We start from the raw sequence: 15,457 nt of genomic DNA, 5'->3' as shown, positions 1-15,457 counted from the left end.
TTACTCTTTGCGTTTCTCACCGGTACGGTAATAATAGATTATTCCATAATCACGGCATAAATCCAAACGTTTCTCATTGGGAGTGACCTCCTCGAATTTCTTTTCAACCTGGTTCCATATATCCAAAATCAAACCATCCGCCTCTGCACGCATCGAAGCCAAGGTGTCCAAACTGCGGGCTGTCAAAGATTGAAGATTCTTTTGCTTCTCATAACTATCCATGAAAATATCATAATGCACCCTCACTTTTGCAATCGTAGGGTTATAAATGGGAATTCCTCCCTGGGATATACGTTTGTTTTCCCCATCCACGATTTTACGCCCCCACTCTGCCAAGGCAGGCTCTGTCGATAAATCAGGCACATTATTGTTGCTTGTGTCCAAACCGTAATATTCCTTATGAGCAATACGCACTTCAGAACGGATGACAGCTAAATTCAACACCTGGATAAAATGAGAAATATACAGACGGGCAGTCTTTACATTAGCCTGATGCTTACGTCCCGCCCGAGCCTGCCGCTCAAAACAGTCGGCATAATAAGCTTGCGCAGCTTCAAACTTTGTAAGAAAATTCCGCGCATCAGTCAACGCCTTCAAAGATACGGCCAAATCATACACATTACATATATCACCCTTGACGACCACTGCTTTCAGCGCCCGTATTCTCGCTTGATCTGTATTAGGCAATCTTCTATAAGGCATTTTCTCCCGGATTTAAAGTTATACTTCCCGATGCATCAGGTTAGCCATCAGGTTCTTCAATTCCTCTTTCTTTTCATCTGCCACCTTCACCGCCAACAGACTTTCCATTGCGCGTTCACAATACTCTTCCATCTTTTTCTCACACAATTCCTTGACGCCAATCCGGTTATACAGTTCCGTCACCGCAGCAACTTTCTCCTCCGGGTTGAATGCAACAGCATCCACCCAAGCATTCAAGCGGGTCAACTGCTCCTCATCCGCATGTTCAAAAGCCTTTATCAGCATGTAGGTCTTTTTATTGCACAGAATATCACCTCCAATATTCTTTCCAAAGACGGCAGCATCGCCATAAACATCCAGGAAATCATCTTTCAACTGAAAAGCAACACCCAAGTTCATGCCAAAATCATACAACTGCTCCGCATCTTCAGAAGAAGCCCCTCCCAAAAGAGCGCCAATCTTCAAGCTTGCAGCCAACAATACCGAAGTTTTCAGACGAATCATTTCCAGATACTCCTCTGCCTTCACATCCTTCCGATGTTCAAACTCCATATCCAGCTGCTGTCCTTCACAGATTTCCAGTGCAGTCAGACTAAATATATCCATTACCTCTTTCAGGCATTCAACCGGACATTGAGCCATAAACTGATAAGCCAATACAAGCATTGCATCCCCCGAAAGAATGGCGGCATTGTCATCCCAGACTTTATGTACTGTCTCCTTGCCACGGCGACGGTCTGCATGGTCCATCAAGTCGTCGTGCAAAAGAGTATAATTATGATACACTTCAATCCCCGTTGCAGGGTTAAAAATACGGGTAATATCCTCCCGATACAGATTGTAGGCCATCAACATCAATACCGGACGGATTCTTTTTCCGCCCATGGACAACACATAGGTAACGGGAGCATATAAACCTTGAGGAGTACGGACAAACTGCAATTCTGCAATATGAGAATTTATTCTTTCTAAAAGCTCGGAGGCTGTAAACATGGCATTTTCAGAATTTAGGAAATAGCGGATAATGAAAAGAGGCTGCATTCCGGCAGCCTCTCCCACTTATAGATATTTTATTACTGCAATCTAAACATTACAGGCACGGTATACTTAACGCGAACGGGTTTACCACGCTGCATACCGGGTTTCCACTTCGGCATGCCCATAATCACGCGGACAGCTTCTTTGTCCAAGTACGGGTCAACACCTCTCAGCACCTTAGCATCTACGATACTACCGTCCTTATTGACCACAAACTGTACAGTTACACGGCCTTGAGTTCCGTTTTCCTGTGCAATAGTAGGATATTTAATGTTCTTGCTCAGATACTGCATCAAACCGGCCATACCACCGTTCGGGAATTCGGGCATCTGCTCCACCACCTCGAAAATAGTCTGTTCTTCCGGTTCTTCCTCTTCCACTGCTACGGGAACATATTTGATTTCCACAGCCTGATTCAATTCCTCAGAAGATACGATGGCAGTTTCTTCCACGTCGGCATCGTCCTCAACGATAGTCAGCGTTTCTGCAATCGCAGGAGCTTCGGGGGGCGGAGGAGTAACCTGCTCCGGCTGTTCTGTAATAGGGATGATTTCCTCTTCAAATACTAAGTCGGTAATAGCCTGACTCGTATCAATCTTGATGTCACGCTTTGTCCACTCGAACGCAACAAACATGAAAGCGAGCACGATTACATAACCGACAAGCAGCCAAGTCGACTTCTTACTCTCCAGGTCTGCCTTAGGTGATTTCTTAATTTCCATAATTTATAATATAATTTTAGTGTTTCTCATTTGGGGCAAATATAGTACTTTTCCCAAGAATGTTCACGCTCTGCTGTTTTTTTTTACACAACAGACGTTCCTTTTTCATTTTTTTAATCCTTCAAAAGCCTCCACATGCTTTTGTGCCACAAATGTAACGAGATATTTTAAAAATACCGTATCTTTGGCAAGAATTTTAAATGAAATATTGAAATTTTCTATTTTGCAGGTGTTATACCTGTATAACTATAGCATAAAAGTCATGAAAAAGATAACAATAGCAATCGACGGCTTTTCCTCTTGCGGAAAAAGCACTATGGCCAAAGACCTTGCCCGCGAAATCAGTTACATATATATAGATAGCGGTGCCATGTATCGGGCAGTAACATTATATAGTATAGAGAATGGTATTTTCCAGGGTGACCGCATAGATGCCGAAAAACTGAAAAGTCTAATAAAGGATATACATATTTCTTTCCGCCTGAACCCCGAAACCGGACGCCCGGATACCTACCTGAACGGAGTAAATGTAGAAAACAAAATCCGTACCATGGAAGTGTCTTCACGTGTCAGTCCCATTGCAACATTGGATTTCGTACGCGAAGCTATGGTGGCACAGCAACAAGAGATGGGCAAGGCCAAGGGTATCGTTATGGACGGGCGCGACATCGGCACTACCGTTTTTCCGGATGCCGAGCTGAAAATTTTTGTAACCGCCACCCCCGAGATACGGGCACAACGCCGCTATGACGAACTAAAGGCCAAAGGGGAAGAAGCCAGCTTTGACGAAATTCTGGAAAATGTGAAACAACGGGACTATATTGACCAAAACCGGGATGTAAGTCCGCTGCGCAAAGCTTCTGACGCTTTATTGTTGGACAACAGCCACCTGAGCATTTCCCAACAAAAGGAATGGCTGGCGGAACAATTCGAACGGGTTATAAAGGAGAAGAACTGAACCGGATATGGCAAAAGTAGAAATAGACGAAGGCTCCGGCTTCTGTTTCGGAGTTGTCACTGCAATAAACAAGGCAGAAGAGGAACTGGCGAAAGGAGGGACCCTCTATTGTCTGGGAGACATCGTGCACAACAGCCGTGAAGTGGAACGCCTGAAGGCAATGGGGCTGATTACCATCAACCATGAGGAATTCAACCGCCTCCACAACGCCAAGGTGCTGTTGCGCGCCCATGGAGAGCCCCCTGAAACTTATGACATTGCCCGCCGCAACAATATAGAAATCATTGACGCAACCTGCCCGGTCGTACTCCGCCTGCAAAAGAAGATTAAGCAAGAGTACGTCCAGGAAGACAACCGCGACAAGCAAATTGTCATCTATGGCAAAAATGGACACGCCGAAGTACTGGGTCTGGTAGGACAAACCACCGGAAAGGCCATCGTCATCGAAAAGCAGGAAGAGGCAAGGAAACTGGATTTCAGCAAAGACATCCGTCTCTACTCCCAGACCACAAAGTCTCTGGACGGATTTCAAAACATTGTGAAATACATAGAGGGACATATCTCACCGAAAGTCACTTTCGAGTCCTATGACACTATCTGCCGACAAGTAGCAAACCGGATACCTAATATCCGGAAATTTGCAGCTTCCCATGATTTAATATTCTTTGTCAGCGGCAAAAAAAGCTCTAACGGCAAGATGCTGTTCAGTGAGTGTAAAAAAGTCAATGCCAATTCACATTTGATAGACAGTGCCGAAGAAATAGATAGTTCTCTGTTAGCCGGTGCCAATTCCATCGGTGTCTGCGGAGCCACTTCCACCCCCAAATGGCTGATGGAAGAAATTTCAGAAGCCATAAAGTCAAAACTTAAATAACAGTTTGTCATCCTTTTGGAACAGCAAATTAACGTAATTTATTAGTCACCGCCTCAGCTTTTTACTATCTTTGCGGCATGAAAAAATAGTCCAAATCTATTTTTCATCATGATTATTAATACTAAACAAAAAGATTGTTATGGGAACAGTTAAGTGCATTGGTATCTTGACATCAGGAGGTGATGCTCCGGGAATGAACGCAGCCATACGTGCCGTGACACGTTCGGCTATTTACAACGGACTTTCAGTTAAAGGTATATATAGAGGTTACAAAGGTCTGGTAACCGGCGAAATCAAAGAATTCAAAAGCCAAAATGTCAGCAACATCATCCAGCTGGGTGGTACAATCCTGAAGACAGCCCGCTGCAAAGAGTTCACGACTCCCGAGGGCCGCCAGATTGCTTACGACAACATGAAGAAAGAAGGCATTGACGCCTTAGTGATTATCGGAGGCGACGGTTCGCTGACCGGTGCTCGTATCTTTGCACAAGAGTTTGACGTGCCTTGTATCGGGCTGCCGGGAACTATCGACAATGACCTTTATGGAACAGATACCACTATCGGCTACGACACCGCGCTGAACACGATTCTGGATGCTGTGGACAAAATCCGTGATACAGCCACTTCCCATGAGCGCTTGTTTTTCGTAGAAGTCATGGGACGCGATGCCGGTTTCCTCGCTCTGAACGGCGCCATCGCCTCCGGAGCAGAAGCAGCCATTATCCCGGAATTCAGTACGGAAGTGGACCAACTGGAAGAATTCATCAAGAACGGTTTCCGGAAATCCAAGAACAGCAGTATCGTACTGGTAGCCGAGAGTGAACTGACCGGCGGTGCAATGCACTATGCAGAGCGTGTAAAGAACGAATACCCCCAATATGACGTACGCGTAACCATCCTCGGTCACTTGCAACGCGGTGGTAGCCCTACGGCACACGACCGTATCCTTGCCAGCCGTCTGGGCGCAGCCGCCATCGACGCAATCATGGAAGGACAGCGCAATGTCATGATAGGCATTGACCACGATGAAGTGGTATACGTTCCCTTCACGAAGGCCATCAAGAATGACAAACCCATCAAGAAAGACCTTGTAAATGTATTGAGAGAACTGTCTATCTAATGACAGACAGTTCAGATACCCCATAAACAGAGAAGGCGACATATGCGCCTTCTCTGTTTTTTACAACCATTTTTTCACTATACTTTCCGTCCTCTCCCACAGTTCTTCCATCTGTACATGCCGGGTGTACTTCTCCGAAAGAGACTTGGGACGGCAACTGGCATTCAATGTCCCCGTACGTTTACCGGCATCCTCATCCAGCAATAAGCCGACAGCTGTTGCAGCTCCCTTACGGGGAGTACGGATGAAAGGCCTGAAAAGTATATCTGTCAGCGGGTCAAACCACATATGCATGGTGATGATATTGGTAGACACAATCCCCGGGTCAGCCGCATTCACAACAATACCTTTGTGTTTGACGCGACTGGCCAAGTCGATGGTGAACAGAGTCAATGCCAGCTTCGTGTTGCTATATATAGGAATGCGCCAAAAGCCACCCTTCCTTCCCCGGAGGAAAAAATCCGGAAAGTCAAGATGACCGATGGCATACGTACAAGATACCATATTCACAATACGGCTCCCCTCTCCCATCAATGGCAGCAGTTTGCGGGTCAGCAGGTAAGGCCCTACATAATTGACACTCACCGTCCGTTCCAGTCCGTCTTCGGTAATGCGGCGTTCCGTTTCCATAGTTCCGGCATTGTTCATCAGCAATGCCAACGGCTCTCCCCGCTTCAACAGATGCTCTGCAAATGCGGCCACTGAAGCCAGAGATGCCAAATCAACGGGAGCAATCTCAATACGCGGATTACCGGTTTCACGCATCAGCAGTTGCCGCTTGGGTTCGGCAGTTTGAGGGTCACGGCATGCCATGATGACCTGATAGCCGGCAGTTGCCACTGCGCGGGTAATTTCCATGCCCATGCCACCGTCTGCCCCAGTTATAACAGCTAAATTCACTTTAATAATTAAAAATTGAAAATTAAAAACTAAAAATCAGCCTTTCGCTTCGATTTTCTCTATCTCCTTTTTCAGACAAGGTGGAAGTTCCTCCTTCAAATGCTGATGGCATGCCATCTCGATGGAATACATCCGGGCAATGCAATAATTACTATGCCGGCAGTTGCAACGTGCATTCTCTTCGGCACGCATGCGGTTGACGAACCCCGGCTCATTGAGCAGAGCGCGCGCCATTTGCACAGCCTCGAAGCCGTCATCCAGCACCTCATCTATCTTGTCCCTGGAAACCAGGCCACCCACATAAACCAACGGTATCTTCAAGGCGGCACGGAATTTCAAGGCATCTTCCAGGAAATAAGCTTCCTTAAACGGTACGCTCGGTATCATCCATTTGCCTACCATGCGTACACCGTATTTCAACCACCAGCAGGTCATGTAATGCGTCATGCTGCGGATAGGCATTTCGCCCCGCATGACATACATCGGCGCCTTACTGACGAACCCACCGCTCAAGACCAGCGCATGTGCTCCCGACTGCTCCAGCCTCCGGGCCACCTGCATCGTCTCGTCCAGCTCCATCCCTCCACGGAAACCGTCGCGCATGTTCATCTTCACCAGCACAGCCATATCACTGCCGGCAGCCTTCATCACTTCTTCCATCACCATATCCATAAAACGCATACGGTTCTGCAACGAACCTCCGAACTCGTCTTTCCGATGGTTGGTGGACGGGGACAAGAACTGGCTGATGAGATAGCCATGCCCTGCATGAATCTCTACAGAATCAAATCCGGCCTCCCGTGCCAGATTCACCGAACGTCCATAAGCACGCGCCATCTCCGGCAGCTCATCGGCACGCAGTCCACGCACAAAGGTAGGAGAGTAAAGATTGAAACCGGAAGATGCGCCGACGGGCATACAACCGCAAATGCTCTTATGGGACATGTTGCCACAGTGTCCCAACTGGATGCCTGCCGCAGCCCCTTCCGCATGTATGGCATCAGTCAGCCTACGGAGTCCGGGGATAATCTCGGGACGCATCCACAACTGGCGGTCAAAAGACAGGCCGCTCTGAGTAACTGCCGCATAGGCAACAGTAGTCATACCTATACCGCCCGCCGCTACCGACCGATGATAGTCGAGCAACATGTCCGACGGAGCGTTTCCGGGACACATGCTCTCGAAAGCAGCCGAACGGATGGTACGGTTACGCAAGGTCAACGGTCCGAAAGTGACGGGTGTGAATAACTTGGATTCCATCGTTATGAGTTATGAGTTATAAGTTATGAATTATTCATTTTCCATTTTCAACTCTCCATTTTCCATTAATAAAGAAATGGAATGATGCGTTTGCGCTTTCCTACCGCCTCATCACCAAACTCCTCCCGATAACGGCGGTGAATGGCATCGGCACGGGGAACAAGGTTGGCAAACGTCCACCAGACGAACACCCAGGCGGCGGGAGAAGCTGTGAGTATGGCAAACCCCGTCCATTCCACCAGCTCACCGAAGTAATTGGCAGAAGTGACGTATCGGTAAAGCCCTTTTCCGGGAAGATAATGCTTCGTATCACCCGGCTTACGCAAATGACGTATCACATAGTCGGAATGCAAATTGATGAACATACCCGCAAAAAACAGAATGATTCCCAACAAGGCATGAGGTTTCAACAAATAGGCCCAGCCATCGGCATACAAGCCTTCGGGAGCAAAATAGAACAAACCGCCCGCCTGCATCATCCCGTTCAAAAGGTTGAAGACGATACCCATCGCCATAATAGCTACCGGCATCCGGCTTTTACCTTTCAGCAGGAACGGAAAAATAAAGGCCCGCTGAAGATAGTGCAACTGAAACAGCAGGAAGAAGAAATATACCGGCACGGTAAATCCCGCTCCACTCTTCCCCCACAACCCAAACATGACGATGAATACCGGCGCTTCCATAAGCACCCACGCCAGTTTATTATTGATGGAGATTCCCCACGAGGCAGTACGGAACATGCCATAACCCGCTTTGACAAAATAGAGTGCAATAAAGACAACCAATGCCACAGCACTCATTACCCACAGAAATATCTGAAAAGTTTCCTGATTCATAGTTCTTTATTTATGCGAAGCAAAGATAAAGAAAACTCACAACAAACAAATCGTTTTCCCCGGATAATTGTTTTTTCATGCAAAAACCAGTGTTTTTTTACTGAGAAGATTAAGCAGTAGAGATACGAAAATCTAATCGTTCCATCATAGAGTAAATTTCATTCCACCATGGAGAAAAAATCGTTCCACCATGGTGGAACGATTTTTCCCCCGTGATGGAACGATTTAAAAGATACAAGTCTAATCCTTACCGTTTCTTAATGGGCACATAAGCCACCTCATCCAAAACATTCTTATAGGCAGGACGGATAATACGCTTGCCTTCAAAGTTCAATTCTTCATTGCGATGTGCACACCAACCGACAATACGTGCCATGGCGAACAAAGGCGTGAAGATTTCCTGCGGCAGCCCAATCATCTCGTAAACAAAGCCCGAATAGAAATCCACATTACTCGAAACCGTCTTGCCATTATTCTTCACACGGCCAAACACATCAATGGCGCGCTCCTCGAGCAGTTCAAGGAAAGCGAACTCGCGTTCTTTCCCTTTTTCGCGGGCAAGGTCGCGGGCAAGCTCCTTCAGCAGAATGGCGCGCGGGTCGGAAATGGTATAGACGGCATGTCCGATACCATATATCAAACCGGTCTTGTTATAGACTTCCTTGTTGAGCATGCGGGTGAAGTAAGTATCAATCTCATCCACGTTCGTCCAGTCCTGAATGTTTTCCTGCAGATGGTGGAACATATCGGCAACCTGAATATTGGCACCTCCATGAAGCGGCCCTTTCAAGGAACCGATACCTGCCGCTATCGAAGAGTAAGTATCCGTCCCGGTAGAAGAAGTGACACGTACGGTAAAAGTGGAGTTGTTACCACCACCGTGCTCGGCCTGAAGAACCAACAGCAGGTCGAGTGTGCGGGCATCCAGCTCCGTGTAGTCCTTCTTCAGCATATAGAGGAAATTCTCGGCAATGGAAAGGTTTTCCTGCGGATGGCGGATATGCAGTGAACGGCCATGGGTGGCATGGCGAAGCATGTTATAGGCATACGCAATGATGGTCGGGAATTTCGAAATAAGCTCAATGCTCTGCCGCATCAGATTATCGCGGGAAGTGTCATCGGCATCCGGGTCGAAACGGTACATCTCGAGCACGCTGCGCGCCAGGATGTTCATAATGTTGTTTCCTTCAAGTTCAATGATATTCATCTTGGTCTTCTGCTCCAGCGGCATGTTGTCGTTGATGAGTTCACGGAAAGAAGAGAGTTCTTCCTTGTCGGGCAGGCGACCGGAAAGCAACAAGTAGGCAATTTCCTCAAAACCGAAACGCTTCTCTTTGATGATGGCGTGTGCCAAGTCATCCACATCATAACCGCGGTAGAACAATTTGCCGGGAATAGGCTTCAGCCCTCCACCGGGGATGCGTTCATAGCCGACCACATTGCCTATTTTGGTCAACCCCACCAAGACTCCCGTGCCGTCCTCATTACGCAAACCGCGCTTCACATCAAACTTCCTGAACAGTTCATTCTCAATCCGGGTAGCTTCCTTCAAATCTTCGGAAAGCTTGTAAATCAGATACTCCTTCTTCATAATCGTTTCGTTTTATTCGTTATTCCCATTTTCTATTCTCCTTACAATCTCCCGGGTGAAAGTCGAAGTGGACAGCGAGACGCCACCCGGCATAAAACGGGCCAAGTCGGCAGTAGCACGGGCTTCTGTGAAACTTTCCTCCAAGGCGTTCTCTATAAGAGAGGCTGCTTCCTTCCAGCCCAGATATTCAAGCATCATCACAGCGGAAAGGATGATGGAACAGGGATTCACAATGTCTTTCCCGGCAATGTTCGGAGCCGTCCCGTGAGTAGCCTCAAAGATGGCATGACCCGTTTTATAGTTGATATTCGCCCCCGGTGCAATGCCGATGCCGCCTACCATGGCAGCCAGTTGGTCGGACACATAATCGCCGTTCAGATTCAACGTGGCAATCACGGAATATTCTTCGGGGATAAGCAACGTGTTCTGCAGGAATGCATCGGCAATGCAGTCCTTGATGACCAGACGCCCTTCTGCCAGCTCTTTACCAAACTCACGCTCTGCCAGTTCGTAACCCCACTTCTTGAAGCCGCCTTCCGTAAACTTCATAATGTTTCCCTTGTGTACCAACGTCACGGAAGGCAGGCGATGCTCAAGCGCGTATCGGCAGGCGGCACGCACCAAGCGCTCTGTTCCTTCTCTCGAAACGGGCTTCACGCCAAACGAGGAGGTTTCGGGAAAACGGACTTTCGTCACCCCCATGTCGTCACGGAGAAAACGATAGAACTTTTCAGCCTCCGGAGTACCGGCTTCCCATTCGATGCCTGCATAAATATCCTCGGTATTCTCACGGAATACGCACATATCCACCTTATGCGGCTCTTTGAGTGGAGAAACAATGCCCTTATACCAACGTACCGGACGTTGGCAGACATACAAATCAAGCGTCTGACGCAATGCCACGTTCAACGAACGGATACCTCCGCCGACAGGTGTTGTCAAAGGACCTTTGATGCCCACCTTATAAGTGCGGAAGGCTTCCATCGTTTCATCCGGCAGCCAGGAGCCGGTTTCGTGGAAAGCACGTTCTCCTGCCAGCACTTCTTTCCATTCAATGCCACGCCGGTCACCATAGGATTTCCTGACAGCGGCATTCACGACAGCCTGCATGGATGGGGTCACTTCTGCTCCCACTCCATCGCCGGTAATAAAAGGTACAGTAATTTTTTCCATATTCTATCTTGCATTAAGTGCAGAACCGGCCCGGAACCAAGCTATCTGCTGTTCGTTATACGTATGTTGTACTTCAAAACTTTCTTTACTCCCATCCTCGTGATGAAGAACCACCTTCAACGTGCGTCCCGGAGCAAAATCTTTCAGCCCCATGACAGAAATCAGGTCGCGTTCCCGAATCTTGTCATAATCGGCCTTATCCGTAAAGGTCAGCGCCAACATGCCTTGTTTCTTTAAGTTCGTCTCATGGATACGGGCAAAACTTTTCGCCAAAATGACGCGTACATTCAGGAAGCGCGGTTCCATGGCAGCATGCTCACGGCTGGAACCTTCACCATAATTCTCCTCGGCAACAACCATGGAAGGGATACCTTCGGACTTATACAGCTTCGCAGTGCCTGACACTGTTCCATAGGTATTGGTGGAGCGGTTCCAAACCTTGTTCGTCTCTCCATTGAAAGCATTGACAGCTCCCATCAGCATATTATCCGAAATATTCTCCAGATGTCCCCGGAAACGGAGCCATGGCCCCGCCATAGAGATGTGGTCGGTGGTACATTTCCCTTGCACTTTAATCAATAAAGGCATGTCCAGCAAATCCATACCATCCCAGGCAGGGAAGGGAGTCAGCAGTTGCAAGCGCTGTGAATGAGGATTGACCGTAATTTCCGTCTGTCCTTTGCCTGGAGCAATGTATCCTTCCTTTCCTCCTATAAACCCGTGTGCCGGCAGTTCTTCACCGACCGGTTCGGACAGTTTCACAACCTCTCCTTTGGCATTGACCAGCGTATCCCTCAACGGGTCGAAACAAAGGTCACCGGCAATGGTCAGCGCCATCGTTATCTCCGGGGAAGCGACGTAAGCAAAAGTGTTGGGATTTCCATCGGCACGTTTGGCAAAATTACGGTTAAAAGAGGTGACGATGGAATTTTTGCGTTCGGGGTCATCAGTATGGCGCTTCCACTGGCCAATACAAGGTCCGCAGGCATTCGCCATTATCGTTGCGCCAATATCTTCGAAAGCGGCAATCATGCCGTCGCGTTCAGCAGTGGCACGTATCTGCTCCGAGCCGGGGTTGACAATCAGCGAGGAAGCAACCTTCAAATTCTTTTCCTTTACCTGCCGGGCAAGGGAGGCCGCGCGGCTCAAATCCTGATAGGACGAATTGGTGCACGACCCTATCAGGCCGACTTCCATCCGGCGGGGATAGTTATTGGTTATCACTACCTCGGCAAATTTCGATATCGGTGTTGCTGCATCCGGCGTAAAGGGCCCGTTGATATACGGTTCCAATAACGAGAGGTCTATTTCAATGATGCGGTCGTAATATTTTTCCGGATTTGCCAGCACTTCGTCGTCGGCGCGAAGGTCGGCAGCTACGGAAGCAGCCATTTCCGCCACTTCTTCACGTCCGGTAGCTTTCAAGTAGGTACCCATGCGCTCATCGTAAGGGAAAAGGGAGGTAGTCGCCCCCACCTCTGCCCCCATATTGCAGATGGTAGCCTTTCCAGTGGCAGACAACGAAGCGGTTCCCGGTCCAAAATATTCAATGATGGCATTGGTTCCCCCTTTTACAGTAAGAATACCCGCCAACTTCAGAATAACGTCTTTGGGAGCTACCCAGCCACTCAATTTACCCTTCAAGTGTACGCCTATCAGACGCGGCATTTTCAGTTCCCATTCCATGCCGGTCATCACATCCACCGCATCGGCACCACCCACACCAATGGCCACCATGCCCAAACCTCCGGCATTGGGCGTATGAGAGTCCGTGCCTACCATCATCCCACCCGGAAATGCGTAGTTCTCCAATACCACCTGGTGAATAATGCCTGCCCCCGGCTGCCAGAAACCTATGCCATAGCGGGAAGAAACATCACGGAGAAAATTATAGACCTCCTCGTTGGTCTTCGTAGCAGTCGCAACATCTTCTTTTGCACCTTTATATGCTTGAATCAAATGGTCACAGTGCACAGTGGAAGGCACGGCAACCTGCTCACGGCCTGCATTCATAAATTGCAATAAGGCCATTTGAGCCGTTGCATCCTGCATTGCCACACGGTCGGGACGGAAATTCACATAGTCTTCTCCCCGTCTGTAGTTCTTCACTTTATCCCCATCATACAAATGAGCATACAAAATTTTCTCTGCTAAAGTCATCGGACGCCGCAGTACGTTCCGTACGCGTTCTATCTTCTCCGAATAAGCGGCATAAAACGTTTTGAGCATCGTTAAATCATATACCATAACCACTATTTTTTAGTTTTTCATTATTGTAAAGATTACAAATTAATATCATAAACAAATAAAAAGGCTGAATAGTTTAACAAAATAAAGCATTTTTTCCGTCGGAAGCGAAGAATGATTACCTTTGCAACCATGAAGGAACAAGATTCAAATAGTCCTATTATTCACCTCCAACAGCAGCAACTTTTGCTGCGCATGGAATACGAATACGAAAAAGAGGAATTCAAACGCCAAACCGAAAACATGGGAGTTGCCCGGAAAGTGAAACGGGGACTTTGCTGGTATCCTGCCACTCCGGGACGAAGTTACTATAATTCACTGAATCAATTAGTAATAGAAATTACACACACAGAAAATACCGATATAGAACATAATTTTGAGTTCGGCCGTCCCGTATGTTTTTTCCGCCAGTCTGCCGATGGAAAAATAACCTATATGAACTTCACCGCTACCGTAAGCTATGCCGACGAGACACGGATGGTAGCGATAATGCCCGGAGCCGGTGCCGTTATGGAAGTGCAGGAAACGGACAACCTCGGCGTGCAACTTTATTTCGACGAAACATCCTATCGGACCATGTTCGAAGCCTTGGAAGATACGTTACGCTCCAAAGGCAACCGCCTGGCCGAATTGCGGGACATATTGCTGGGAACCTCGAAAGCCGGTTTCCGAGAGCTCTATCCCGTACGGTTTCCCTGGCTGAACTCCACGCAGGAGACAGCTGTAAACAAAGTGCTGTGTGCCCGCGACGTGGCCATTGTACACGGTCCTCCGGGAACCGGAAAAACGACCACCTTAGTGGAAGCCATCTACGAAACCCTGCATCGGGAACCGCAGGTACTGGTATGTGCCCAAAGCAATACTGCCGTCGACTGGATTTCGGAAAAACTTGTGGACCGTGGCGTCAATGTCCTGCGTATCGGCAATCCGACCCGTGTCAACGACAAGATGCTTTCCTTTACCTACGAGCGTCGTTTCGAGAACCATCCGCTTTATCCGGAACTGTGGAGCATCCGGAAAAATCTCCGTGAACTGGGCAGCCGTGCCCGCCGTGGCAGCTATGACGAACGCGAAGGAGTACGCAGCCGTATGAGCCGCCTGCGCGACCGCGCCACCGCATTGGAAATACAAATCAATGCAGAGCTTTTTGATGGGGCACACGTCATAGCCTCCACGCTGGTAAGCAGCAATCACCGGCTGCTGAACGGACGCCGTTTCGGCACCCTTTTCATTGATGAAGCAGCCCAGGCCTTAGAGGCTGCCTGCTGGATAGCTATCCGAAAAGCAGACCGCGTGGTATTGGCGGGTGACCACTGCCAACTTCCGCCCACCATAAAATGCCACGAAGCCGCCCGTGGAGGTCTGGAACGAACATTGATGGAGAAAGTGGTGTCCAACAAACCTGCCGTTGTCTCTTTGCTGAAAGTGCAATACCGCATGCACGAGGAAATCATGAAATTTCCTTCCCAATGGTTTTATAATGGCGAGTTGGAAGCCGCTCCCGAAGTGCGTTACCGGGGCATCCTGGACTGGGATACCCCTATCCACTGGATTGACACCTCCGAAATGGATTTCAAAGAAGAATTTGTGGGAGAGACTTTCGGACGCATCAATAAAGCGGAAGCGGACCTGCTCCTATCAGAACTGAAAATCTACATCAACCGTATCGGTGGCAGCCGCATTCTGGAAGAAAAAATAGACTTCGGCATCATCTCCCCTTACAAGGCACAAGTGCAATATCTCCGCAACAAGATAAAGGCAGACGCTTCACTCAAGCCTTATCGCAGCTTGTTCACTGTAAATACGGTGGATGGCTTCCAAGGGCAAGAGCGCGATGTTATCTTCATCAGCCTTGTCCGCGCCAACGAAGAAGGGCAGATAGGATTCCTGAATGATTTAAGGAGAATGAATGTAGCCATCACCCGGGCACGTATGAAGCTGGTAATATTGGGAGAGGCAGAGACGCTGAAACATCACGGTTTTTACCGGAAGCTATTGGAGTTTATTCAAAATATAGGGAATCAATAATAAAGAAA

13 protein-coding genes are annotated in these 15,457 nt (G+C 48.3%); 4 read left to right on the top strand and 9 right to left on the bottom strand.

The genetic code is table 11. The features are described from left to right. From ACESTD_RS00170 to ACESTD_RS00160, 3 genes are all read right to left on the bottom strand, one after another. The gene (locus tag ACESTD_RS00170; RefSeq protein ID WP_005827126.1) at positions 1-702 is read right to left on the bottom strand and encodes a hypothetical protein; all 702 of its coding nucleotides are present in this window, start codon (positions 700-702) and stop codon (positions 1-3) included. A gap of 18 nt (positions 703-720) precedes the next feature. Continuing rightward, positions 721-1,695, bottom strand: a complete 975-nt coding sequence (locus ACESTD_RS00165) for a polyprenyl synthetase family protein (RefSeq protein WP_034523240.1) — start codon at positions 1,693-1,695, stop codon at positions 721-723. An 80-nt stretch (positions 1,696-1,775) separates the two neighbouring features. Continuing rightward, entirely contained in the window at positions 1,776-2,462 is a 687-nt protein-coding gene (locus tag ACESTD_RS00160) for an energy transducer TonB (RefSeq protein WP_005833113.1), read from the bottom strand. Positions 2,463-2,724: 262 nt separating this feature from the next. Here ACESTD_RS00160 and cmk point away from each other — a divergent pair, with 262 nt between their 5' ends. The 3 genes from cmk (at position 2,725) to pfkA (ending at position 5,414) form a co-directional block, all read left to right on the top strand. Next, positions 2,725-3,420: a (d)CMP kinase gene (cmk, locus tag ACESTD_RS00155; protein WP_117991100.1), complete on the top strand. Its 696-nt coding sequence runs from the start codon at positions 2,725-2,727 to the stop codon at positions 3,418-3,420. A gap of 7 nt (positions 3,421-3,427) precedes the next feature. Continuing rightward, positions 3,428-4,294: a 4-hydroxy-3-methylbut-2-enyl diphosphate reductase gene (locus tag ACESTD_RS00150; RefSeq protein ID WP_035449115.1), complete on the top strand. Its 867-nt coding sequence runs from the start codon at positions 3,428-3,430 to the stop codon at positions 4,292-4,294. Positions 4,295-4,433: 139 nt separating this feature from the next. Beyond that, the gene (pfkA, locus tag ACESTD_RS00145) at positions 4,434-5,414 is read left to right on the top strand and encodes a 6-phosphofructokinase (protein ID WP_005827137.1); all 981 of its coding nucleotides are present in this window, start codon (positions 4,434-4,436) and stop codon (positions 5,412-5,414) included. A gap of 60 nt (positions 5,415-5,474) precedes the next feature. Here pfkA and ACESTD_RS00140 read toward each other — a convergent pair whose 3' ends face one another. The 6 genes from ACESTD_RS00140 to ACESTD_RS00115 all read right to left on the bottom strand — a co-directional run bounded on the left by ACESTD_RS00140 (position 5,475) and on the right by ACESTD_RS00115 (position 13,421). After that, positions 5,475-6,314 (bottom strand): SDR family oxidoreductase, encoded by an 840-nt coding sequence (locus ACESTD_RS00140; RefSeq protein WP_117749854.1) that lies wholly within the window; start codon positions 6,312-6,314, stop codon positions 5,475-5,477. A 36-nt stretch (positions 6,315-6,350) separates the two neighbouring features. Then, positions 6,351-7,574 (bottom strand): NADH:flavin oxidoreductase, encoded by a 1,224-nt coding sequence (locus ACESTD_RS00135; protein ID WP_044468476.1) that lies wholly within the window; start codon positions 7,572-7,574, stop codon positions 6,351-6,353. Positions 7,575-7,639: 65 nt separating this feature from the next. Next, a complete protein-coding gene (locus tag ACESTD_RS00130; protein ID WP_373158573.1) occupies positions 7,640-8,410 on the bottom strand; it encodes a DUF1295 domain-containing protein in 771 nt (256 codons plus the stop codon). Positions 8,411-8,657: 247 nt separating this feature from the next. Continuing rightward, positions 8,658-10,001: a citrate/2-methylcitrate synthase gene (locus ACESTD_RS00125; RefSeq protein WP_131225394.1), complete on the bottom strand. Its 1,344-nt coding sequence runs from the start codon at positions 9,999-10,001 to the stop codon at positions 8,658-8,660. A 12-nt stretch (positions 10,002-10,013) separates the two neighbouring features. Continuing rightward, entirely contained in the window at positions 10,014-11,174 is a 1,161-nt protein-coding gene (gene icd / locus ACESTD_RS00120) for an NADP-dependent isocitrate dehydrogenase (RefSeq protein WP_373158572.1), read from the bottom strand. Positions 11,175-11,177: 3 nt separating this feature from the next. Next, on the bottom strand, positions 11,178-13,421 hold the full coding sequence (locus ACESTD_RS00115; protein ID WP_057097555.1) for an aconitate hydratase: 2,244 nt from the start codon (positions 13,419-13,421) through the stop codon (positions 11,178-11,180). A 132-nt stretch (positions 13,422-13,553) separates the two neighbouring features. Here ACESTD_RS00115 and ACESTD_RS00110 point away from each other — a divergent pair, with 132 nt between their 5' ends. Continuing rightward, positions 13,554-15,449 carry an AAA domain-containing protein gene (locus ACESTD_RS00110; RefSeq protein WP_098032145.1) on the top strand — a complete coding sequence of 632 codons (1,896 nt, stop codon included), beginning with the start codon at positions 13,554-13,556 and terminating at the stop codon, positions 15,447-15,449. The last annotated feature ends 8 nt before the right edge of the window (positions 15,450-15,457 follow it).

Source organism: Bacteroides sp. AR20 (assembly GCF_964250605.1).
Lineage (GTDB): Bacteria > Bacteroidota > Bacteroidia > Bacteroidales > Bacteroidaceae > Bacteroides > Bacteroides uniformis.
The sequence above is the reverse complement of the archived record's forward strand: the minus strand, read 5'-3'. Positions and strand labels throughout refer to the sequence as shown.